The sequence below is a fragment of the Methylophaga thiooxydans DMS010 genome, assembly GCF_000156355.1.
GTDB lineage: Bacteria > Pseudomonadota > Gammaproteobacteria > Nitrosococcales > Methylophagaceae > Methylophaga > Methylophaga thiooxydans.
On the sequence record NZ_GG657907.1, the window covers coordinates 67,557 to 91,038 of the forward strand.

The following is a 23,482-nucleotide window of genomic DNA, read 5'->3' on the forward strand; positions in this document are numbered from 1 at the left end:
GAGAGACGTGTTTGTTACCAATTTAACGGGCCAATTCGCTCAAATAATGCTTGGTTTGGTTCAGCAAAAAAGGCTTCCAGATACTGTTTGTCTGTCTCTAACATCGGCGCAGTATAATCACGCACGTTACGCGGTTCACGATCAATGGTTGACCAGTCCATTTGACTGACTCCGATGAATTCACAAACGCGGTTCAGCGTTTTTTCCGTATCAGAAACCAAGTCTTTGAAGCCCAATATCAGCAGTTGCCCCGGTTCGAAAAACTGCCAGTATGTTTGTAACTGCTGAAGATACAAACCTCGACGTAAGAGGGCTGGTTCAACCCCCTCCCCTTTCTCAATGAGTTCCAGCTCGATGTCGATACATTCCCTGAAAGAAGGAAATTGCTGCCGCCCTGTGAAAAACTTGTCGCATAGAAGATTACCCTCACGCCTGCGACGGTTTTGAAAGGTATTTTTGTCCTTTTCGAAAAGCTGGCGATAGTGATTCCATGCTGAATAGGCTCTTTTAACTGGGTCCCGAAAAGTGACTATGAATTTTATTTCAGGATAAGTCTCGTAAATTCTGCTGGCAGTCTGGGGGGAATAAATATATGAGGGACTAGACTCAAAGTGAAGTCGATCACGCCGCCCCCTGAAATGCTTTCGATATTCACTCAGTTGTTTACCAAAATGGATATCCCTATCAAAAAAATGCACTTCTTTGGGATCTGATCCGACCAGGCTGGCATGTTGATTGAGATAGTAATGAAGTGAACTGGTACCACACTTTTGTGACCCTATCACCATAAAATTCGGGTCATTGACAGGCAGCCTTTGCCTGATAATTTTTTTCAGTCTGGCTTTTACTTTATTACTCATTAGGTTTTATTTTCCCAGGGGAAAGAATTATATGGTGACTCAACATCCAAAAAGTCTACAAACTTTTGGTACGCACCTCTCTCTGAGAGGTTGATGACTAATAGATCCGTTGGTCGATATTTAAAATATCTCGTCACATCCTCAATATGTCGATTATAAAAGCTAATAAGGTCAGCTTTTCTATATGGCTCATCCTCGGGCGTATCAAACAATGCTTGATTTACAATCCAAGGACGGCCTTTAACACCATTCACGGCATTCATTAAATCTTCCTTGGTTGGTATATTTCCACCTGCCCACTTCTTTCCATGAAATTTTGTGATGGAGTTGTACCACTGTTCAGCATCATTTCTTACAGTCAGAATGAACTTACTCCTCGGAAAAGCCTGGTCTAGCGCGACATAGTATAATGAAATGAGAACGGTGAGTCTTGGAATGCCTGGGCTGATTTACATATTCAATGATCGGAGCAAATCTTTCGTATCATGGCTCATAGGTTCTGCTCAGCTGATACCTACTATCATCCCGAGGTCTGCCAGGCTTTTATCGAAGTGTTCCAGTTTTATCAAACTATGCAGAACACTTCTGTGATTCCAGCTAACGTGAGTCGATTACAGGTATTGCGTGAAACTGTAATTAACCGCGTAAATAACTCTTACTTTCAGATTATTTTCCATTCTGATCGTCGGGAGCTAGATAACCATATCGTTTAAGTTTTTCTTCACTAATGTCGTACTGTGGAGCATTAAACGTAGAGGGAACACCAACGATTTCCATAAGTTTTTCGGCCATTTCAGGATCAGGCCGTTGATGAAACACTCACGTTGAAAGAAGTTACGCTCCGTGATGAAGGAAAATGGTAGCCACTGCGATCTATAGAGCTGCTTTAAAAGGTTGTGGACAGGCTTCATGGGTCTGAGCCAGTTCGATGCTTTGTTCTTTACTCCGCGCAGAGACAAACCATTTAAGCTGTAAACACCATTATTAAGATTTTTCTTCACATTCTCTTGCTTTGTTTCAAATGCAGCCGTGATCACCTCTTCAACATCTTCGTCAAAGAGATGAGAGAATGATTGAATGTAAGCAGATTGATCGTATTTTAAATCTTCAAAAAACACGACTGTGGTAGGAAAAAACTTGCTCAACAAAGCAATATTATCGTGTATATACACTGATGATTGATCAACCGGGTTAGCACTGGCTAATATGCTCGATGCATATTTGTTAAAAGTATTTTTGCTTTTATCCTTGCTGTGAAAGTCTTTGTATAACTCTACGTATAGCGAAAACAAATAGTCTAATGGCTGCCTTACAGTCAATAAAACCCGGACATCATAATCCAATAACATCTCACTCAGGTTCCTTACTTTTTCCGTCAATGGCAGATTTTCTTTACCCGGATAAGAGACCATAATGCCTTCATCACTAAAAACATTTAGCTTATTCTCATCAAGTGCATTATTGAGTTGCTCACTCAAACTACCTACATCATTTCCCTCACAAGCTTTGCGAATAAATCCCCCCGTGTAATTACGGAAGGTGGCTTTTCCATGCACATTGAAATCAATAACTTTGCCCAAAAAGTTTATTTTTCCATTCACATGCAGTGGCTGAAATACATGGTGTTGTAATGTTGTTGTGGCAGTTTTAGGCAATCCAAGGTGTAATAAAAGACGCTTCATAATACTCAGAGATCGCTTGTTAACCAGACTGCGGAATCGACACTGTCTCTGATATCCATGAGCATACTTCTTAAGTCATATTGAGGCTGGTAGCCAAAATCAGCTTCGGTCTTGCTCATGTCAAACGTAAAGTTTGGTTGCGACGCCATCTCCGGACGATATGTTTTCTCTACAGACTCTTCGCCAGCGAATACCTGAATGATTTCATTAACAAGTTGCTCAAGGGTCACAGGGCTTCCAGTGCCAGCATTATAAAGTCCCTGTGCTGTTTTGCTACTTACCGCCAACTCTATCAGCCGTGAAAAATCTTTCACATAGGGCATATCTTTGGCATTTTCAGGGTTACCCCAAATTTCGATTTTTTTATGCTGGACGACACTGCGGATCATTTTGACATAAGCTTTTGTCCGCTTAACGCCATCTACGTAAAAATCGACATTATCGTCGGCACAGTAAACTGTCGGTATCCTGAAAAGGATTGTCTGTAAGTCATACTCCTGATGGTAATGTTCGATTAAGTCACATGCTGTGGCTTTTGATATGCCATACACAGCATGGTCGCCTGTCATTGCCAGTTTTCTTGGTTGCTCGGTCGTAATAGGAAGTCCACTGTAAAATGAATCCGAGACGTCTGAAAATGTCATGATAAAAATCAGTTTTGGTATATTTCTTTGCCGACAAAATTCAAGCGTATTCAATGTGCCAGTGATGTTGACATCTATATATGTCTGTGGCTCATATCCAGACATAGTCGCAGGCATTGCGCCCGATACAAGAACAACGCAATCAAAGCCTTTTTCCAGCCCTTCAAACGCCTTTTTGTCTGTAATATTTAGCTGTTTGTATTCAACCTTGTCGATTTTTATCGTCGGTTCCCGACTACAATATGTCCCGGTCACCTGATTTTTTTGTGAAAGCTGCTCAGCAACAACGCTTCCCAAACTTCCGCTGGCACCAATCACTAACACCCTGCTCATTTGCTTAAATTCCTCCCGGAACTAATTGATAGTTTCTCAGCATGTCTCGAACCTGCTCTGGTTTGTTATTCATCAATATGTCAACGATGGATAACCCGGGAACAAATTCTGAGGCCTTCTGCTGGTATGGCGTAGGAATAGAACTCAAGAACTTCAGATCAATGCCTGCACAACTAAATTCATCAGAGTTATATAACTCTCTACCACCAAATGGATTTATGTAGGTATCGGCCGCTTCTGCTCTACAAATATCAATGACACGCTCTTGGCCTCGAAGATGATGGTTTTGGTATACCTTGCTTGTGTTCTGAATCCTTGTATTGAGCTTCATAAAATCACACAAAACCGTAATTTGATTCACCAGGAAGTCAGAAATATCTGCATACTCATAGTAAAGAATCGCTTCAAACAGACTACTGACATTCTTATACTCCGGTGCTCTACCATAGGCCGCCTGCAATGATTTGGATATTTTTTTTCGCCAATCCACCTGCGAACTGAACTCGACTTGATAGATCAGTTTATTCGGAGATGCCTGGTAGAGAGGAATAGTCAGGTAACTGACGTTGCCATTGCAGAGGATTCGGTTCCTGTTTATCCAGCCATTTTTGATGAAGTTAACATCGTCATACACAACAAACTTATCTACAGCGGCTATCAATTGCCAATACCCTAGGTACGGAAGGAAATAAGGCTGCATGATGGCTAACTTCAACTTTTTCCTCCCACAACTGTTTCAACAACTTGCGTTATTACATTAACAATCTCAGCTGATAGAGAGGTCCCGGTTGGTAGTACCACCACCTTGTCACTCATTTGCTCAGTCATAGGCAGTAATAATCGAGCATGAGGGTAGAGCTTCCTGTAATGAAGCATATTGTGGCACCCTGGCCAGAAGTATTTGCGGGCAAGGATATTTTCAGCATGTAATGCTTCGACCATGTCATCACGACTGACCGGACAATCTTCTCCGACTTCCATGACCACGTACTGGTAGTTATTACGTTCGCTTTCATCAAACGTAGACAGACTCAACCCCGGTAGCCCGTCGATTCCTTGTTGGTAGGCCCTGTAGTTTTCTTGATTACGCTTAACAACTGCGTCCAAATTATCTAGGTTCACCAACCCCATGGCGGCACAGATTTCTGTCATCTTTCCATTTGTGCCTGAATAAATAACATTATCCAAACCGCTAAAACCAAAATTACGCATCAAACGCATTTTTTCAGCTAATGCATCATTATTCGTTAATACTGCTCCACCCTCAAAGGTATTGAATAGTTTGGTAGCATGAAAACTTAGTACTTCCGCTTCACCAAAATTTCCTATCATTTGGCCTTTGTATGAGCAGCCAAATGCATGTGCCGCATCAAACATCAATTTAAGGTTATGTTGATCTGCTATTTTCTGTAACTCATCCACAGGCGCTGTCTGCCCCCAAAGATGAACACCGATAATACCAGTGGTGTTGGGAGAAATCATTTTTCTGACCGAATCAGGGTCTAAGCAATGAGTATCAGGGTCAATATCTGCAAAAATAGGCGTAATGCCTTGCCAAGAGAGTGCGTGTGCAGTAGCTATAAACGTATAGGAAGGGATTATCACTTCCCCCTCAAGTTCTAATGCTCGAATTGCTATTTCCAGGGCAACTGTCCCATTAGACATTGCAATACAGTATTTCACATTATGATAATCGGCAACTCGTTGCTCTAAAAGCTGAACTTTTGGGCCATTATTACTCAGCCACTTGCTCTCAAAAATATCATCAACATGCTTAAGAAATTCAGCTTTTTCTCCCACATTAGGACGACCTACATGCAGTGGTTCATCAAACGCCGGAGGAGCGCCATTGATGGCTAAGTCTGTTTTTGATTGAATATTTTTCATCTAAGCACAGTAAAAATGTTTATTCATGTTAGTGAGAATCATGTCGAACTTCTTGGCTGATGTTTTCAATTTCTTGTTTTAACAATTCATACTCCTTCATCTTTTTCTTCAAGAATCGAATCGTCACATTTGCTTTTTCATCTATACCCGATGGGGTCAGTTTATAGGCGTAAGCAAGCTTATTATTGCTATTGCGAAAGTTATTTACTTTTATTAAACCTTTGTCAATTAATGCTTTGAGACAAAAGTTTGTTTTACCTAAACTTATGCCTAACTTACGCGCAAGCTCTCTCTGACTGACCTCAGGATTAGCTTCAACTAATTTGAAGATTTTGTATCGGTATTCATCTGTAAGCATAATACTATTTTCATGCGTTCAACAAATGAACACAAAATAGCGTAGTTAACTCAGCTTGTAAATGACTAGTGCTCTTGCAAGAAAGAAGAAGATGAGTTTACTGTGCATGAAGTGGCGTAAATACTGCTTATCGTCACAACCTAGTGATAGATCCGATGCTCAGTTTTTTAAGCCTAGCCTTGATACCTTAAAAAGTACTCTTAATGCCAATAGCTCGCATGTAATTGTTCAATCATTGCCGAATAGGTCTCGGGTATAAACTTTATTGCGTATATCATGAATATCATCGGTCATGCGATTAGCAATGACAACATCTGATTTGGCCTTAAATACACCAAGATCTTTGATAACTGCTGAATTAAAAAAGCTGGCTTCCTTCATGGCTGGCTCAAAAAGAATAACTTCAATGCCCTTAGCTTTGATTCGTTTCATTACACCTTGGATGGCTGATGCCCGGAAATTATCCGATCCTTGCTTCATGACTAAACGATAAATACCGACCACTTTGGGCTGCTGTTTGATAATTTGATTGGCAATAAAATCTTTGCGGGTTGTATTGGCATCAACTATAGCCTGGATTAAATTACTAGGCACATTTTCATAATTTGCCAGCAACTGCTTGGTGTCTTTAGGCAGGCAATATCCGCCATATCCGAAAGACGGGTTGTTGTAATGATTACCAATTCTGGGGTCTAGCCCCACCCCCTCAATAATCTGGCGGGTATCAAGACCATGGGTTTCAGCGTATGAATCCAGTTCGTTAAAGTAAGCCACACGCATAGCAAGGTAAGTATTTGAAAAAAGCTTGATTGCTTCAGCTTCAGTGCTCTCAGTGAACAATACCTGAATGTCTTGCTTTTGCGCCCCTTGAACCAGTAGATCAGCAAAAACCTTTGCTCGCTCACTGTTTTCGCCAACAACAATACGTGAGGGGTAAAGGTTATCGTAGAGGGCTTTACCCTCTCTTAAAAACTCAGGCGAAAAAAAGACTTTTTCTGTCCCAACTTCTTTACTCAGAGCGGCTGTATAGCCTACTGGCACTGTCGATTTGATGACCATGATGGCATTAGGATTGACACTACTGACATCCTTGATAACTGCTTCTACACTCTTAGTATCAAAATAATTTGTATCTGGGTCATAATCTGTCGGGGTGGCAATGATCACATAGTCTGAATTCTCATACGCTTCGTGTTTATCCAATGTCGCTTTGAAATTGAGCGACTTATTATCAAGAAAGTCCTGAATTTCCTTATCTTCAATCGGTGATTGACCATGATTTAGTTGCTCCACCTTATCTTCGATAATATCCAGAGCAATAACTTCATGGTGTTGAGCAAGTAACACCGCAAGAGAAAGGCCGACATAGCCAGTACCCGCTACAGCAATTTTCATATTAATTCTTACCTAATTGTTTTTAGCACAGTGTCATGAAAGATTATTTCACTACTATGACAGCTGTATTATTCGACAGTGACTGATTTCGCTAAATTGCGTGGTTGATCTACATCGGTGCCTTTGATCAAGGCAACGTGATAGCTGAGGAGTTGCAAAAGTATATTGTATGTAATGGGTGCTGTAATACGTCCCACATTGGTGGTTGCTTTCACCACTTTAAAGCTGTTCTCAGAGCTAATGTCACTTCGCTCATCTTCAAAAACGATCATCTGGCCACCACGGGCTTTTACTTCCTGAAGGTTCGATTTGAGCTTCTCAAGTAAGTCATCTAAAGGAGCAATAGCGATAACCGGCATTGTTTCATCAATCAATGCCAAAGGCCCATGTTTTAACTCACCGGCAGGGTAGGCTTCAGCATGAATATAACTGATTTCTTTGAGCTTAAGAGCACCTTCCAAAGCAATCGGGTACATGGTGCCACGGCCCAAAAACAAAGCATGCTGTTTGTCGGCAAAATCCTCTGAAATTCGTCGAATCTCATCTTCATGCCCCAATGCCATGGTAATGAGGTTAGGTAGCTTCTGTAGCCCACCGGCAATCATTGCTTCCCGACCATCATCAAGCCGGTTTTGGACTTTACCAATACTCGTCAATAACAAAGCCAGGGCGACCAATTGGGTAGTAAATGCTTTGGTTGAAGCGACGCCGATTTCTGGACCAGCATGCGTTAAAAACACCAGATCTGCCTCGCGAGTCAGACTACTCTCAGCAACATTACAAATACTTAAAGTAGGAAGGTTCAGTGCGTCTGAACTCGTACTCGAGAGGGTTGAGTTGTCCTGATGATCCGATTGGGTATCTGACGCTCGTCGACTTCGTAGCCCTGCAGTTTTGTTCTGACGCATCGCGTTGATCTGTTGTAGTGCGGCCAACGTATCTGCCGTTTCACCCGACTGACTGATTGTGACAAACAAGGTATGGTTTTCAATCACTGGGTTGCGATAACGAAACTCGCTGGCAACCTCAACTTGGCAGGGTATACCGACAATATCCTCAGTCCAGTATTTGGCAACCATCCCAGCATGATAACTGGTTCCACAGGCAATGATATGGATGCGATTAACACTGGCAAAAATAGCCTCAGCGGTAGGTCCAAAACTGGATACTAAAATTTGATCCTGTGTGATGCGCCCTTCCAAAGTATCGATGACAGCTTGCGGCTGCTCAAAGATTTCTTTGTGCATGTAGTGACGGTGTTTGCCCAGCTCTACAGCCGTAATATTGAGATTTGAATGCTTGATCGGGCGTTCAACCCGTTCACCTGTCAACACACTAAAAATTTCAATGCGATCACGTGATAAACAAGCAACATCACCATCTTCAAGGAAGATAAAGTTTTGGGTAACCGGTAATAATGCAGAAACGTCTGATGCGATGAAATGTTCACCGATGCCGACACCAATCACTAATGGACTGCCTTTTCTGGCAGCAACCAGCGTATCGGGATTATCCGTTGCCATCACACCCAGTGCATAGGCGCCTTCAAACGATTTCAATGACTGCATCACAGCATCAAGTAGATCATCTGATTCCGTTAAGTTATCAAAAATTTCATGTGCGACAACTTCCGTATCAGTCTCCGAGGTAAACTTGTATCCCGCCGCCAGCTGCTTATGTTTGAGTGTCTGATAGTTTTCGATAATGCCATTGTGCACAACCGCCACTTTGTTGTTACAAATATGCGGGTGAGCATTATTTTCAGAAGGAATACCGTGTGTTGCCCAGCGTGTATGGGCTATGCCGATTTGACCAGTGAATGGTTCATCTAGTGCATCGACCTTATTTTCAAGCTGCTTAATTTTTCCTATTGCGCGAACACGATGTAAATTAGCGTCAGCATCCAACAGCGCCATGCCTGATGAGTCATAACCACGATACTCAAGCCGTCTCAACCCTTCCATTAGGATGGGAGCAACGTTACGTTCGGCAATGCCACCAACTATTCCACACACGTATTTATCTTCCTTTTCTTTGTACTATTTGGAATTATACCGCTGTATAACTCACGTTTTTTTGTCAATTCGAGTTTGCTTAGCTTCCTGTCACATTTCTGTAGTCAGTAACCAGTCACTCACTCCACATTGCGGTTTGAATTCATCTACGGCTAACAACAGCAACTCTCGCAGTTGCACACAATCATCAGAGTCTGCTGCTTGAGTAAGTTTATCCAACAATACTGACAGCTCAGGCCATGGGATAATTTTCTCCTCAGCCCGGCTGATTTTTGTATGCACAGTTTGAGTCACATTACTGCCAATTAATAGCTCTTCAAATAATTTTTCACCTGGTCGCAGGCCAGTAAACTGAATCTCAATATCACCATTTGGAGTTGTTTCATCTCTTACGGTAAAGCCGCTCAAGTGAATCATGCTTTTTGCTAAATCGACAATTTTGACAGGTTGCCCCATATCCAATACAAATACATCACCACCCAGCCCCATTGCACCAGCCTGAATAACAAGTTCGGCCGCTTCCGGAATAGTCATAAAATAACGAATGATTTCAGCATCCGTTACCGTGACAGGACCGCCCGCAGCAATTTGCTCTCGAAATAACGGCACAACGGAACCTGAAGAACCCAGTACATTCCCAAAGCGCACCATGGTAAAGCGCGTTTTTTGATGTAAGGTTGTCGAGTCTGCCAGTGCCTGTAACACCAGTTCAGCCAGTCGTTTACTCGCCCCCATGGTATTGGTCGGTCTTACTGCCTTGTCAGTAGAAATAAGTACGAATGTTTCTACGTCTGATTCAATAGCAGCTTGCGCGCAGTTTAAAGTGCCAAACACATTATTTCGCACGCCCTCACTGATATTCTTTTCTACAATAGGCACATGTTTATACGCAGCTGCATGGTAGATAGTCTGCACATTAAATTGTTTACAAATCGCTGCTACTCTTTTCTGATTCACCACAGAGCCTAGGATCGAAACAACTGGAATGTGGTTAGCTACTTTTGCCAGTTCCATCTCTAAGCGATAAAGACTGAATTCGCTGATTTCAAATAGGATAAGCATAGTCGGCTGTAACTGACTAATCTGACGACAAAGTTCTGAGCCGATTGAGCCGCCAGCACCCGTTACCATGACCACTTTATTGTGGATATTTTTATGCAGCAGATCCTGATCAGGCATTACCGCTTCACGTCCAAGCAAATCGCCGATATCCACTTCCTGAATATCTGAAACTTCTATGCGGCCCTCGGCAATATCCATCAAATCTGGCAAGGTTCTTACGTGAAGTGGATACTGTTCTAATTGTTGTAAAATGAGATTCCGCTGATGGCGGCTGGCTGATGGCATGGCGAGTAATACATCACGCACATGAAACTTTTCAATTAAGCCTGTTAATTTCTCAAAAGCATAGACTCGCAAGCCATTTATCTCTTGGTTTAAAAGCGTGGAGCTGTCATCAATAAACGCGACTGGCCGCATTTGATGGCTCATTTTAAGCATGGTGGCTAGTTGCGCCCCCGCCCGACCAGCGCCATAGATCAGCACTGGTGGCACATATTGTGTGGTGTCAATACCAGCTCGCTTATTCTGATTACTTTCGTTAAATATCCATCTTGCAAAAAAACGACTGCCACCAACAAACAGCATAACGATGACCGCATCAATCCCGTAAACCGTTCGAGGTACTCTGCCAGCCATTTCACCCGAAATTAATACTATGACTGAAAAAAATACTGAATATAAAAATACTGCTTTAGTGATAGCCCACAATGCATCCATGCCAATGTAACGGATCACTGCACGATATAACCCAAATCGGATAAATATAGGAATAGCGATTGCTGGCGCTAATATGAATATCCATACTTGGTGCGGCAATGGAACATAGAATTCCCCTAACCTCAAAGAGAAGGCGCACCATAAAGCAAGAACAACAGCACATACATCAACAACAATACTGATGAGCCTTTTAACTACGCGCGGGCGCCCAAGGAACCAACCAGATAGTAAGTTAATTTTATTATACAAATTCAAAAGTTAGTCCATCTAAGTTTGTCTACGCTAAATTATAGATAAGCAAAGACTTTACATTACCCAATAATAGAGATGGTAGTAAAAACTGTGAGGCCTTGACCATCGCAGGCCAAGCAATAAGTTTTTTTAGTTATTCACGGAATCGACTTTAGTTTGAACAAATTTACAGTCTCTCGTGAACCTTTGTTCAAAGACAGCTTATCTGCTTTCTTTTAGTATCTGAATCAAATAATCACCATAACCGCTTTTCAACAAAGGTTTAGCTAATAATTCAAGTTGTTCGGCTTCTATATATCCTTTTCGAAATGCAATTTCTTCAGGACACATTACCTTCATTCCTTGCCTCTTTTCGATTGTTTGAATAAATTGTGAAGCTTCTAAAAGTGAATCGTGTGTTCCAGTGTCTAACCATGCCATACCTCTACCCATGACACGAACTTGAATATTATTACACTCAAGATAGTGGCGGTTAATATCCGTAATTTCTAGTTCACCACGCGCTGATGGCTTCAAATTTTCTGCAACATCCACCACCTTATTGTCATAGAAATATAGACCTGTGATCGCATAATTAGACTTAGGCATTTTAGGTTTTTCTTCAATACTCAAAACGCTCCCTGTCTTATCAAACTCCACTACCCCATAACGTTCTGGGTCATATACTCGATAAGCAAAAACTGTGGCACCGTCTTCATTCTGCTCAGCCTTATTCATTACGTCTGCTAAATTATGACCGTGGAAAACATTGTCTCCCAAAATAAGTGCAACATTATCCTCAGCAATAAAGTCCTTCGCGAGAATGAATGCATGGGCAATACCATCAGGTGTAGCTTGAATGATGTAACTTAAATTAAGTCCCCATTGTTGACCATCTCCCAAAAGCTGCTGAAGACGCGGCGTATCCTGAGGCGTGGAAATAATACAAATATCTCGTATACCCGCAAGCATCAATGTTGATAAGGGATAATAGATCATTGGTTTATCGTAAATAGGTAATAACTGTTTACTTATTGACTGAGTCACAGGATGGAGACGTGTACCGCTTCCACCAGCAAGGACAATACCTTTCCGTGCTGCCATCTTATTTTTCTCCAAGTCCTAGTCGGTTTTGTTGATAACTTCCATCCATCACGTGTTGACTCCATTCATGATTTTCTAAGTACCATTGCACCGTTTTTTGTAACCCGGTTGCAAAAGTTTCACGTGGCCGCCAGCCCAACTCTTGTTGAATTTTTGTTGCATCAATTGCGTAACGTTGATCGTGTCCAGGCCGATCAGTGACAAATTCAATCAGTTTTTTGTGCGGTACAAAGTCTGAATCTGGAATTAATTCATCCAGAATTCCACACAACGTTTCCACTACGTCGATATTTGTATGCTCGTTAAACCCACCAATATTGTAGCTCTCCCCAACAGTGCCTTTCTCCAGTACTAATTGAAGCGCTTCAACATGGTCTTCGACATATAACCAATCTCGAATATTGTCGCCTCTACCGTATATCGGTAATGCCTTACCTGAAACAGCATTATTAATCATCAAAGGGATTAATTTCTCAGGGAATTGAAATGGTCCGTAATTATTTGAGCAGTTCGACATAAGCACAGGCAAACCGTAAGTGTGCTGCCAAGCTCTAACCAAGTGATCACTACCTGCTTTAGTTGCTGAGTACGGTGAGTTGGGTTGGTACGGAGTGGTCTCTTCAAAAAGACCATGCTCACCCAGGGAGCCGAAGACTTCATCAGTCGATATGTGATGGAAACGGAAATTATCAGCACGTTCTGAAGGTAATTTATTCCAATAAGCACGTGCTGCTTCCAGTATCGTGTATGTACCAACTAAGTTGGTCTGTACAAAGTCTGCAGGTCCATCAATTGATCGATCAACGTGCGACTCAGCTGCTAAATGCATCACCGCACTAGGTTGGTAGAAACTGAAGACCTCTGCCATCTTACCAGCATCGCAAATATCAGCCTGAACAAAAATATAGTTAGGATGAGACTCAATACTCTTCAAAGACTCCAAATTACCGGCATAGGTTAATTTGTCTACATTAATGATTTGATAATTTGATTGAGTAATTAAGCGACGAATTAATGCTGAGCCAATAAAGCCTGCACCACCAGTGATAATGAGTGTTTTTTGAGTCACGGAGTCTATTTCGTTTTGAATTATTCGGATAATGCTAAACGAATTCAAACCATACAAACAAATCTAATCTTTAACTAAAATACAGATCACAGTTTTTTTTGCCTCTATTACTTCGTTTTGACATCGAACAAGGCAGGAAAAGATAGAATGCTCAGAGCGTTTTTTTCAGGACAATCCTCCACACTACTTAATTGAAACTAAAATAAGCCAGAGTGGCGAGAATAGTCAGTGAGTGAAGATGCGGGAAGTATTGGAGAAGTGGTACGCCCGGCAGGACTCGAACCTGCTACCCTCGGCTTAGAAGGCCGATGCTCTATCCAGATGAGCTACGGGCGCATTGATTGTGTCTAAGCGAGGATAATGCGTTTAGGAAGTGGTCGGGGCAGAGAGATTCGAACTCCCGACCCTCTGGTCCCAAACCAGATGCGCTACCAGACTGCGCTATGCCCCGACTTAATTCGAAGAAGTCATCCTCGAAGAAGGCGAAATAATACGTGGTTACAGAACGGGAGTCAATCACTGTTTGGATATTTTTTGCTGTTCTTGTCGCATCATGCGATCATAGCCGCTTTTGTATGACCGGGAACCTTGAATGAGCGCAAAGATAATCGATGGCAAGGCTGTCGCCGCCGATCTCAAACAACAGCTAAAGCTAGCGACTGATCAGCGAGTTGCAGCCGGAAAACGTCGCCCTGGCTTGGCCGTCGTTTTGATTGGTAGTAATCCAGCCTCCCAGGTCTACGTTGGCAGTAAACGTCGAAGCTGCGAAGAAATTGGATTTAAATCTGAAGCTTATGATTTAGCAGAAACCGCGACTCAGGATGAGTTGCTTGCCCTTATCGATAAACTCAATAAAGATAACGAAATCGACGGCATATTAGTCCAGCTTCCGCTTCCTGATCATATTGATAGCGAAACCGTTATTGAACATATTGCCCCACATAAAGACGTAGATGGTTTCCACCCATACAACATCGGCCGTCTGGCTCAACGTATTCCTGTCCTGCAACCATGTACGCCGAAAGGCATTATTACGCTTTTACGCAGTACCGAAGTTGATCTAAAAGGACTGGAAGCGGTGGTCGTCGGTGCTTCTAACATCGTCGGTCGCCCAATGGCGCTAGAGTTACTATTAGCAGGTTGTACCACTACCGTCTGCCATCGCTGGACCAATAACTTGGAAGACCAAGTAAGACGAGCCGATTTATTGGTCGTCGCTGTGGGTAAGCCTAACTTTATTCCTGGCGATTGGATTAAACCGGGCGCAATTGTTATTGATGTCGGTATTAACCGTCTTGATAATGGCAAACTCACTGGTGATGTTGAGTTTGATGTCGCCAAAGAAAATGCGTCTTGGATTACGCCGGTTCCGGGTGGTGTAGGGCCGATGACGGTAGCAACTTTATTGGAAAATACCTTATTTGCTGCCGAGCACTTACATAAAAACTAAGCAAACAGCGCCTGCCATCTAGCAGGCGCTTATTTTCTCTAAGCTCGACGCCAGCTCGTTTTACCCGCTGCATCTTCAATCACAATCCCCATCTCGCTAAGTTGATCGCGAATATCATCAGCACGAGACCAGTTCTTATCCGCACGAGCCTGATTGCGCTCAACAATCAAAGCGTCAATGGCATCAGCGTCAGAGTCTTCTGCCATATCACCAACTAAAAATGTCTCTGCATCTTGCTGGAATAAGCCTAAAACATCACCGAAAGATAATAACAAACCCGCTAGATAGGCAGCCAAATCAGCTTCATTATTTTCTAAGGCTTTATTTAGAGCCTGGCGAACATCGGCCATAACAGAGAGTGCCAAGGCGGTATTAAAGTCATCATCCATCGCCTCAGCAAAGCGCGAACCGAACTCTTTATCATCTTGCCAGTTGAGTTCAGGCTGTGGCTCGACATCACGTAAGGAGGTATAAAACCGTGTTAACGCCGCTTTAGCCTGCTCCAGTTGATCTTCAGCATAGTTAAGTGGACTACGATAATGACTGGAGAGAATAAAATAACGGACCGCTTCAGCAGGATATTGCGCTAAGACTTCACGTACTGTGAAAAAATTACCCAATGACTTGGACATTTTCTCATCATCAATACGCACAAAACCATTGTGCATCCAGTAATTTACTGACTGGCAATCATGCGCGCCTTCTGACTGGGCAATCTCATTTTCATGATGTGGAAACTGTAAATCCTGACCACCGCCATGAATATCAAAGTGCTCACCCAAGCAATGTGCTGACATGGCCGAGCATTCAATATGCCAACCGGGACGGCCCATACCCCAGGGTGACTCCCAGGCTGGTTCACCTTCTTTCGCGGCCTTCCACAACACAAAATCTAAGGGATCGGTTTTCGCTTCATTGACGGCGATGCGTTCACCAGCACGAAGATCGTCTACCTGACGACCTGAGAGCTTACCGTAAGCTTCAAACTTACTGACATCGTAATAGACGTCACCGTTATCCGCTTTATATGCCAGCCCTTTACCGATGAGCGTTTCAACCATAGCCAAAATTTCTGGCATCGACTCGGTGGCTTTGGGTTCCAGATCAGGGCGCAAAACACCTAAGGCATCGGCATCTTGATGCATTTCAGCGATAAAACGTTCTGTTAAAGCCTGAATTGTTTCACCATTTTCTGCAGCACGTTTGATGATTTTGTCATCAATATCAGTGATGTTTCGGACATAGGTGACATTGTAGCCCAGTGCCCGCAGGTAACGGGTGACCACATCAAAGACCACCATCACTCGAGCATGACCGACGTGGCAAAGGTCGTAAACCGTCATGCCACAAACATACATGTTGACCTTGCCAGCGGTGATTGGCTTAAACGTCTCTTTTTGTCGAGATAAACTGTTATGAATTTTTAGCATTATTTATTTTTTGATGTATCTTCTTTTAGACTGATAGTTAGGTTGAAAACAGGGTTATCGTCGCTGTGATCATAGCGGTCACTCACAAAGTAGCCTTCTCGTTCAAACTGAAACGCCGTTTCTGGTTCACAGTTAACAATGGCTGGTTCGGCAATCGCTTTAATCACTGCTAAAGAATCCGGGTTCACATCATCAAGATAGTTACCTGTTTCTTTTCCCGGAGCTTCCGAGATAAACAATCTATCATAAAGGCGCAACTCAACTTCCTTGCCTTCCGTCGCTGACACCCAGTGAATAACACCGCGTGGTTTCATTTCAGGTGGCGGATTTTGACCAACCGTATCAGGCACTAAAGAAGCAATAATTTCGATAATGTCGCCGTTGTCGTTCTTGATAACATCGTCCGCCTTGATGACATAAGCACCGCGTAATCGCACATAATCACCAATCACCAAGCGTTTGAATTTTTTCCGGCTCAGTGTGGTGTCTTCCGTAAAGTCGGACGCATCAATAAAGATCTCTTTAGTGAATGGCAATGAGCGCTTGCCCATGGCTTCCTGTTGCGGATGGTTAGCAACTTCCAACCATTCAACACTCTCCGGCGCGTTAGTAATACTGACTTTCAAGGGATTCAGCACGCACATGGCTCGCGCCGCGTTTTCATTCAAATCATTGCGGATCTCAAATTCCAGTTGCGCAATATCCACAATGCCGTCTGTTTTTGCCACGGCAAGACCATTACAAAAAGCGCGAAGCGCTGATGCCGAATATCCACGTCTTCTCATGCCTGAAATTGTAGGCATCCGGGGGTCATGCCAGCCGGCAACAATATTGTCATCAACCAGTTGCTTTAAGTTGCGCTTACTGGTCACTGTATAGTTGATATTGAGACGCCCAAACTCATATTGCTTTGGCTCGGACGGTAAGGGCAGGTTTTCAATAAACCACTCATACAAAGGACGATGATCCTGAAATTCCAGTGTACAGATACTATGAGTGACACCTTCAATCGCATCGCCTTGTCCGTGGGCAAAATCATAGCTGGGGTAGATACACCACTTATCCCCAGTTTGGTGATGTGCTTTCTTACGAATGCGATAAAGAATAGGGTCACGCAGATTCATATTGGGCGAAGCCATATCTATTTTCGCGCGTAATACACAAAAACCTTCTTCAAACTCACCTTGCTTCATTTTTTCAAACAAAGCCAAGTTTTCTTCGACGCTTCGATCGCGAAATGGCGATGCCTTACCCGGCTTGGTCGCCCAGCCACGGTATTCACTAGCTTGTTCGGCTGTTAAATCACACACATAGGCTTTGCCCTGTTTGATAAGCTCAATGGCCCAACCATAAAACTGATCGAAATAGTTAGAGGCATAGCGCACATCTCCAGCCCACTTAAACCCCAACCACTGAACATCTTCCTTGATAGCTTCAATATATTCCTGCTCTTCTTTCGCTGGGTTGGTGTCATCAAAGCGTAAATGACAATCGCCACCAAACTCTTCAGCTAAGCCAAAGTTCAGGCAAATAGACTTGGCATGCCCGATATGAAGATAACCATTAGGCTCTGGAGGAAAACGAGTAACCACTTTTCCGGCCACTCTGCCTGCGTCAATATCTTCCTGAATGATAGGGCGTATAAAATTATGGCTAACAGCTGATTCCGACATAGCGAATGACTAAACTTATATAAAAAGGCGCATTATACGCTGTCAGCCTTCTCCGGTAACAGCACTCTTTCAATAAATAAGTCACTTACACTTCGACTATCAGTCAAATGATGCAGTCACGCTAAGCTGAAAAAGACGCTGTTTTTTTCTTCACACATCGCTGATGGCACTTTAATTTGCTACTAAAATTGAATACTGGTGCTCCCATTACACACATAGATGCTCTATCATTAGGCTTTTAAGCACTCGTTTGGATTTTCTCACTCATGAAATTACTTTATCGTCACTTGGCCCCACTTTTCTTTGCTTCATTTTCTTTATCTGCCCACGCTGAGGGTGGTGCCGCTCCCCAGGTTCAATTAGAAACCAGTCATGGCAACATCGTCATTGAACTGAACAGAGACAAAGCACCCAATACTGTGGCTAACTTTCTAAGCTATGTTGAAGATGGTTTTTACGATGCGACGATCTTTCACCGTGTTATTGAAAACTTCATGATTCAGGGTGGTGGTTTTGATGAGAACTTCCAACAAAAAGAAACCAAAGCACCGATTGAAAACGAAGCGGATAACGGCTTAAGCAATAAACGCGGCACGCTCGCGATGGCGCGTACAAACGATCCGCATTCCGCCACGGCACAGTTTTTTATCAACACCGTTGATAATGACTTTTTGGATTTTAAAGGTAAAGCACCAAGCGGTTGGGGTTATGCTGTGTTCGGTGAAGTGGTTGAAGGAATGGATGTCGTTGATAAAATTCGCGCCGTCAAAACAACCATGCGCGGCCCTCATCAGGATGTCCCTGCTGAAACAGTACTAATTATCAAAGCAAGCGTTCTTTAACGCCTGAATACTGCCCCTCTCATCAAGGGGCAGATTTCCCTTTATGACAAAACTTTTTATTTCCGACCTTCACCTCAGTCCAAGCAATCCGACTTTGACGCAGTTAGCCTGTGACTTGCTGAATGCAAAAAAAAATCAAGTTGATGAAGTTTATATCTTAGGTGACATTTTCAACACTTGGTTAGGTGATGATTTGGTGCCGGATGAATTTGCTAGTTTTGTTGCAACGCTACAGGCATTGTCTGCCCAAGGCATCAAATTGCATCTAATGGTGGGAAATCGTGACTTCATGCTGGGGCACGCCTTCGCAAAGACAGTGGGCGCACGCTTATTAGATGATGGTTACCTTCTTGATATTGCTGGTCATAAAACATTACTGCTGCATGGTGATAGTCTCTGCATTGATGATGTGAGCTATCAGCGTTACCGACGCGTGGTACGAAATCCCGTTTTGCAGCGCCTATTCTTAGCCTTACCTGCCAGATTCCGGCAACATATTTCGGACAAGATAAAACAAAAAAGTCAGCAAAAGAAGCAGATGAAAACGGCCATGATTATGGATGTGAATCAAGCCGAAGTCGTGCGTGTGATGCGTGAGCGTAAGATTGATTTACTCATCCATGGACACACTCACCGACCTGCTATCCACTCATTAGAGACACAAGCTGGACATAAGGTACACCGCGTAGTTTTAGGTGACTGGCAAGATAAAATGAGTTACCTGCTTATCGATGATCGGCAACTCAGTTTGCACGATCACCGCGTCGCAGATGAAGCGTCACAATTAAGATTGACCTGAGTTTTGGTCTAGGATCTGTCTCAAACGCTCTGCAGGAACGTAACCCGGCAGCATCTGACCTGATTCCATAAATAATGCTGGCGTGCCTTGAACGCCCATTTTACGACCAATATTAAACTCCGCTTTTACCGGGTTATCACAGGTTTTAGCCGCTAGCTCTTCACCTTGTTTAGCACGCGTCATCGCCTCATGACGGTCATCAGCACACCAGACGGTGACGGCATCATCGTAGGATTCTGAATCAATGCCTCCCCGAGGATAGGCCATGTAACGAATTCGAATGCCCTGCTCTTTGTATTGTTCAATTTCTGAGTGCATTTTGCGGCAGTACACGCAGTCAATATCGGTAAATACCGTTAACGTATGTTCAGGCTTTTCGGGTTCAAAGATAATCATATCTTTTTCATCCAGCGTATTCAGCATGTCCTTTCTCAAGCTGACTTTGCGTTGTTCGGTCAGGTTAGTTCTTGATTCCAGTGAGACCAGTTCACCCTGCAACGCATAGCGCCCATCAGCAGAAAAGTAAATAATTTCGCCATTAACCACCGCTTCATACAAGCCGGTGTTATCGACCTCTTGCAGACTATCAATCTTAACTTCAGGCAAAGACTTTTCTAGTTGTTGCTTGAGTTTATCGAGGTCAGCCGCATGGGCTAAACCACCCCACAGGAGGGCGAGCGAAATAAAGTACTGTTTCAGCATTGTTTGTTTCCTAGTCTCTGAAATTATTGAATTGCAGTGGCATATCAATCGCCTCATTGCCCTTCAGCATAGCCATCACACCCTGCAAATCATCACGTTTTTTCCCTGTCACCCTGACACTCTCACCCTGAATAGCGGCTTGCACCTTGGTTTTGCTTTCTTTGATGATTTTGACGATTTTGCGTGATAAGTCTTTCTCTATTCCTTCGCGAACAATGACATCTTGTTTACGCATTTTGCCATTACCTACCGGATCTTTAACTTCCAGACAACTAATCTCAATACCGCGTTTTACCAGTTTCAGCCTTAGAATATCCAGCAGTTGATCCAATTGAAAGTCACTATCGGCATGAAGTGTTAACACTTTGTCAGACTGATCAACGCGAGCATCAGTTCCACGAAAATCAAATCGATTCGCCAGTTCGCGATTCGCTTGATCAACAGCGTTTGTCAGTTCATGTTTATCGACTTCTGAGACGATATCAAAGGATGGCATAGCCCACTCTCCCGCAGTGTCATACTTAAAAGCAAGCTAGTGTAACACTGGATGTTGTTCGGGTCAGGTGTTATCAGCCTCTAGGGTGATGTTGGCCGTGTAATTGTTTCAACCTTTCTTTGGCGACGTGTGTATAGATTTGCGTGGTTGATAAATCGGAATGCCCAAGTAATAGCTGTACCACTCGTAAATCAGCACCATGGTTAAGTAAATGTGTTGCAAATGCATGACGTAAGGTATGTGGAGATAAGGTTTTTTGGATCTGAGCCTGTTTCGCGTAACGCTTAATGATGTACCAAAAAGCCTGACGGGTCATTGCTTTGCCTCGCCGAGTTGGAAACACATCATCAGTCACTTTGCCGTTAAGTAGACCAGGACGACTTTCATAGAAATATTGCTGTAACCAGTCGAGTGCGACTTCACCTAAAGGCACTAGGCGCTCTTTATTGCCTTTACCAATACAACGCACCAATCCCTGTCGCATGTTGATCTGTTCTTGTTTTAACCCGACCAATTCTGATACCCGAAGTCCACTGGCATAAAGCAGCTCTAGCATGGTGCGATCACGCAGTCCCAGCAGATCAGTAATATCCGGTTGTGCGAGTAAGTCTTCAACATCCTGCTCGGTAAGACTATCAGGCAACGGTTTACCTAAACGTGGGGATTCAAGTTGTGCCGTGGGGTCGCTATCACGAATATCTTCTCGTAACAGATAGCGATAGAAACGCCTCAAGGTAGACAGTAACCGAGCTTCACTCCGGACTTTACGTCCTTCGCGCATACGCTGACTCTGGTAACGCTGGATATCGTGCTGTGTTGCTGCTGCTAAATCCACATCGAGCTTGGCTAACCAGGCGGCAAATGCCAGTAAGTCGCGACGATAGGCTTCAACCGTATTCTGACTCAGTCCTGCTTCTAGCCAAAGGCTATCCAGAAATGGCTGTAAATAGCGACTGGTAGAGGTGGGTTCGTCTTGCTCGCTCATTATCGTTCCTTTATCAGGTTGATATCTTAGCAAGACACAAACAAAAAAGGGCAGTGAGAACACTGCCCTTTGAACTGCATGGATTGTTAAACAACCCTGCCAGTGGTGTTACAGCTTTTCTTTAATACGTGCTGCTTTACCAGTCAAGTCACGCAGATAGTACAGCTTAGAACGACGTACATCACCACGACGTTTCACATCTACGCTTGCAATGCTTGGGCTGTGAGTTTGGAATACACGCTCAACACCAACACCGTTTGAAATTTTACGAACGGTAAACGCAGAGTGCAGACCACGATTGCGTTTAGCAATGACTACACCTTCAAACGCCTGTTCACGCTCACGGTCGCCTTCTTTGATTTTAACTTTTACAACGACAGTGTCACCCGCTGAAAACTCAGGGATATCCTGTCTTACTTGTTCAGCGTTAAGCTGTTCGATAATGTTACTCATTGTTCAACTCCCAACTAATCCTGCCCGCTCTCGGCAATAAACTCTTCTAATAGCGCTTTCTGCTCGTCAGTCAAAGTCTCTTTTGCCAACAAGTCAGGTCGTCGCAACCACGTTCGTCCCAAGGACTGTTTTAGGCGCCATTTGCGAATCGCTTCATGATCACCCCCCAGCAATACCTCGGGTACTGACTGGTCAAATAACTTTTCCGGTCTGGTGTAATGGGGACAGTCTAAAAATCCTGTCATAAAAGAATCCTGCTCCGCAGAGTTTTCATCTCCCAATACACCGGGTAATAACCTAGCAACACCGTCAATCATAACCATTGCTGCCAATTCACCACCGCTGAGGACGTAGTCACCAATCGACCATTCCTCGTCAATCTGTTTTTCAATCAGACGTTCATCAATACCTTCATAACGTCCGGCAACCAGAATCATTTTATCTCTGCTTGCTAACTGTTTCAGCGCCTGCTGATCCAGCTTTTTGCCTTGTGGCGACAGATAAATAACTTTGCAGTCTTCACCCAGCTGTTGCTTGGCAGCTGAGATAGCGTCCTCAAGAGGTGCTACCTTCATCACCATGCCTGGGCCTCCACCATAAGGCCTGTCATCTACCGTTCGATGCTTGTCGTGAGTATAGTCACGCGGATTCCAGCAATTAAGGCTTAATCGCCCCTGACTGACTGCTCGCCCCGTTACACCGTACTCTGTAATGGCATCAAACATCTTTGGAAAAAGGGAAATAACACCAAGGCGCATACCCCTTTCTCCATCAATAATCTTTACTCCAATCGACCTGAATAAGCTGTTTATCCAAATCGACTGCTTTAACGATCTCTTCCATCACAAATGGAATCAATCGTTCTGTATTCTCACCTTTTGCTTTTACCACCAATACATCATTGGCACCGGTTTCCAGCAAATGGTCAACCTGTCCCAGTGTTTCATCTTCAAGATTCATCACCGTCAGGCCTTGCAGATCCGACCAGTAAAATTCATCTTCCTCGGCCGGTTCCAATTGTTCTTTTTTGATCGCAAGTTCAGACCCAATTAATGGTTGAACTTGATCACGGTCAGTCACATTGGCAATACCCATGACGACCCCTTTTCCCTGCAAATGCCCACCGGACACTTTGATTTCAATCCACTCTCCCTGCCGAGACAGGAACAGTGGTGAATATTCCAGGATATTGGTGCGCGGGTCAGTAAAAGAAAATACTTTTACCCAACCTTTGATACCAAATGCGCCGGATATCTTACCTACCGGGATAAACTCCTCGGATGTTGCCATACCCG

General features: G+C 43.5%; 23 protein-coding genes and 2 tRNA genes. 3 read left to right on the top strand and 22 right to left on the bottom strand.

Features of this window, described 5'->3' with window-relative positions; genetic code table 11:
- Positions 1 to 14 precede the first annotated feature (14 nt).
- The 14 genes from MDMS009_RS15475 to MDMS009_RS15540 all read right to left on the bottom strand — a co-directional run bounded on the left by MDMS009_RS15475 (position 15) and on the right by MDMS009_RS15540 (position 13,808).
- Complete coding sequence (locus MDMS009_RS15475) at positions 15 to 860, bottom strand: sulfotransferase family protein (RefSeq protein WP_008292319.1); 846 nt, start codon at positions 858 to 860, stop codon at positions 15 to 17.
- Positions 860 to 1,309: a sulfotransferase gene (locus tag MDMS009_RS16375; RefSeq protein ID WP_161596158.1), complete on the bottom strand. Its 450-nt coding sequence runs from the start codon at positions 1,307 to 1,309 to the stop codon at positions 860 to 862. The genes MDMS009_RS15475 and MDMS009_RS16375 overlap by 1 nt, the downstream gene beginning before the upstream one ends.
- A 243-nt stretch (positions 1,310 to 1,552) precedes the next feature.
- Complete coding sequence (locus MDMS009_RS15485; RefSeq protein WP_008292297.1) at positions 1,553 to 2,542, bottom strand: hypothetical protein; 990 nt, start codon at positions 2,540 to 2,542, stop codon at positions 1,553 to 1,555.
- A gap of 5 nt (positions 2,543 to 2,547) precedes the next feature.
- Entirely contained in the window at positions 2,548 to 3,519 is a 972-nt protein-coding gene (locus MDMS009_RS15490; RefSeq protein ID WP_043888459.1) for an NAD-dependent epimerase/dehydratase family protein, read from the bottom strand.
- A 4-nt stretch (positions 3,520 to 3,523) separates the two neighbouring features.
- On the bottom strand, positions 3,524 to 4,234 hold the full coding sequence (locus tag MDMS009_RS15495) for a WbqC family protein (protein WP_043888460.1): 711 nt from the start codon (positions 4,232 to 4,234) through the stop codon (positions 3,524 to 3,526).
- Positions 4,231 to 5,406, bottom strand: coding sequence for a DegT/DnrJ/EryC1/StrS family aminotransferase (locus MDMS009_RS15500; protein WP_008292352.1), 1,176 nt, complete (start codon positions 5,404 to 5,406; stop codon positions 4,231 to 4,233). The genes MDMS009_RS15495 and MDMS009_RS15500 overlap by 4 nt, the downstream gene beginning before the upstream one ends.
- Positions 5,407 to 5,434: 28 nt before the next feature.
- On the bottom strand, positions 5,435 to 5,764 hold the full coding sequence (locus MDMS009_RS15505; protein WP_008292356.1) for a MarR family EPS-associated transcriptional regulator: 330 nt from the start codon (positions 5,762 to 5,764) through the stop codon (positions 5,435 to 5,437).
- A 228-nt stretch (positions 5,765 to 5,992) separates the two neighbouring features.
- Positions 5,993 to 7,159, bottom strand: a complete 1,167-nt coding sequence (locus MDMS009_RS15510; RefSeq protein WP_008292355.1) for a nucleotide sugar dehydrogenase — start codon at positions 7,157 to 7,159, stop codon at positions 5,993 to 5,995.
- Between the two features lie 68 nt (positions 7,160 to 7,227).
- Entirely contained in the window at positions 7,228 to 9,174 is a 1,947-nt protein-coding gene (gene glmS / locus MDMS009_RS15515) for a glutamine--fructose-6-phosphate transaminase (isomerizing) (protein WP_043888461.1), read from the bottom strand.
- A gap of 90 nt (positions 9,175 to 9,264) precedes the next feature.
- Complete coding sequence (locus MDMS009_RS15520) at positions 9,265 to 11,208, bottom strand: polysaccharide biosynthesis protein (protein WP_043888463.1); 1,944 nt, start codon at positions 11,206 to 11,208, stop codon at positions 9,265 to 9,267.
- 198 nt (positions 11,209 to 11,406) lie between these two features.
- Positions 11,407 to 12,288: a glucose-1-phosphate thymidylyltransferase RfbA gene (rfbA, locus tag MDMS009_RS15525; RefSeq protein ID WP_008292350.1), complete on the bottom strand. Its 882-nt coding sequence runs from the start codon at positions 12,286 to 12,288 to the stop codon at positions 11,407 to 11,409.
- 1 nt (position 12,289) lies between these two features.
- On the bottom strand, positions 12,290 to 13,357 hold the full coding sequence (gene rfbB, locus MDMS009_RS15530; protein ID WP_008292336.1) for a dTDP-glucose 4,6-dehydratase: 1,068 nt from the start codon (positions 13,355 to 13,357) through the stop codon (positions 12,290 to 12,292).
- A gap of 259 nt (positions 13,358 to 13,616) precedes the next feature.
- Positions 13,617 to 13,693 (bottom strand) — tRNA-Arg (locus MDMS009_RS15535).
- Positions 13,694 to 13,731: 38 nt separating this feature from the next.
- A tRNA-Pro gene (locus tag MDMS009_RS15540) sits at positions 13,732 to 13,808 on the bottom strand.
- Positions 13,809 to 13,949: 141 nt separating this feature from the next.
- Here MDMS009_RS15540 and folD point away from each other — a divergent pair.
- Positions 13,950 to 14,807: a bifunctional methylenetetrahydrofolate dehydrogenase/methenyltetrahydrofolate cyclohydrolase FolD gene (gene folD, locus MDMS009_RS15545; RefSeq protein WP_008292331.1), complete on the top strand. Its 858-nt coding sequence runs from the start codon at positions 13,950 to 13,952 to the stop codon at positions 14,805 to 14,807.
- 38 nt (positions 14,808 to 14,845) lie between these two features.
- Here folD and cysS read toward each other — a convergent pair whose 3' ends face one another.
- The gene (gene cysS, locus MDMS009_RS15550; protein WP_008292370.1) at positions 14,846 to 16,237 is read right to left on the bottom strand and encodes a cysteine--tRNA ligase; all 1,392 of its coding nucleotides are present in this window, start codon (positions 16,235 to 16,237) and stop codon (positions 14,846 to 14,848) included.
- Entirely contained in the window at positions 16,237 to 17,910 is a 1,674-nt protein-coding gene (locus MDMS009_RS15555) for a glutamine--tRNA ligase/YqeY domain fusion protein (protein WP_008292339.1), read from the bottom strand. Before MDMS009_RS15555 ends, cysS begins: the two co-directional genes overlap by 1 nt.
- A gap of 266 nt (positions 17,911 to 18,176) precedes the next feature.
- Here MDMS009_RS15555 and MDMS009_RS15560 point away from each other — a divergent pair, with 266 nt between their 5' ends.
- Positions 18,177 to 18,752 carry a peptidylprolyl isomerase gene (locus MDMS009_RS15560; RefSeq protein WP_008292329.1) on the top strand — a complete coding sequence of 192 codons (576 nt, stop codon included), beginning with the start codon at positions 18,177 to 18,179 and terminating at the stop codon, positions 18,750 to 18,752.
- A 43-nt stretch (positions 18,753 to 18,795) separates the two neighbouring features.
- On the top strand, positions 18,796 to 19,551 hold the full coding sequence (locus MDMS009_RS15565; protein WP_008292307.1) for a UDP-2,3-diacylglucosamine diphosphatase: 756 nt from the start codon (positions 18,796 to 18,798) through the stop codon (positions 19,549 to 19,551).
- Here MDMS009_RS15565 and MDMS009_RS15570 read toward each other — a convergent pair.
- The 6 genes from MDMS009_RS15570 to rimM all read right to left on the bottom strand — a co-directional run bounded on the left by MDMS009_RS15570 (position 19,537) and on the right by rimM (position 23,477).
- Positions 19,537 to 20,253, bottom strand: coding sequence for a DsbC family protein (locus tag MDMS009_RS15570; RefSeq protein WP_043888464.1), 717 nt, complete (start codon positions 20,251 to 20,253; stop codon positions 19,537 to 19,539). The genes MDMS009_RS15565 and MDMS009_RS15570 overlap by 15 nt on opposite strands.
- A gap of 10 nt (positions 20,254 to 20,263) precedes the next feature.
- Positions 20,264 to 20,749 (bottom strand): YajQ family cyclic di-GMP-binding protein, encoded by a 486-nt coding sequence (locus tag MDMS009_RS15575; RefSeq protein WP_008292330.1) that lies wholly within the window; start codon positions 20,747 to 20,749, stop codon positions 20,264 to 20,266.
- Between the two features lie 73 nt (positions 20,750 to 20,822).
- Complete coding sequence (gene xerD, locus MDMS009_RS15580; protein ID WP_008292365.1) at positions 20,823 to 21,734, bottom strand: site-specific tyrosine recombinase XerD; 912 nt, start codon at positions 21,732 to 21,734, stop codon at positions 20,823 to 20,825.
- Between the two features lie 108 nt (positions 21,735 to 21,842).
- Positions 21,843 to 22,187 carry a 50S ribosomal protein L19 gene (rplS, locus tag MDMS009_RS15585; RefSeq protein ID WP_008292347.1) on the bottom strand — a complete coding sequence of 115 codons (345 nt, stop codon included), beginning with the start codon at positions 22,185 to 22,187 and terminating at the stop codon, positions 21,843 to 21,845.
- Positions 22,188 to 22,201: 14 nt separating this feature from the next.
- Complete coding sequence (gene trmD, locus MDMS009_RS15590) at positions 22,202 to 22,945, bottom strand: tRNA (guanosine(37)-N1)-methyltransferase TrmD (protein ID WP_043888465.1); 744 nt, start codon at positions 22,943 to 22,945, stop codon at positions 22,202 to 22,204.
- Between the two features lie 13 nt (positions 22,946 to 22,958).
- Positions 22,959 to 23,477: a ribosome maturation factor RimM gene (gene rimM, locus MDMS009_RS15595; RefSeq protein WP_008292357.1), complete on the bottom strand. Its 519-nt coding sequence runs from the start codon at positions 23,475 to 23,477 to the stop codon at positions 22,959 to 22,961.
- Positions 23,478 to 23,482 lie beyond the last annotated feature (5 nt).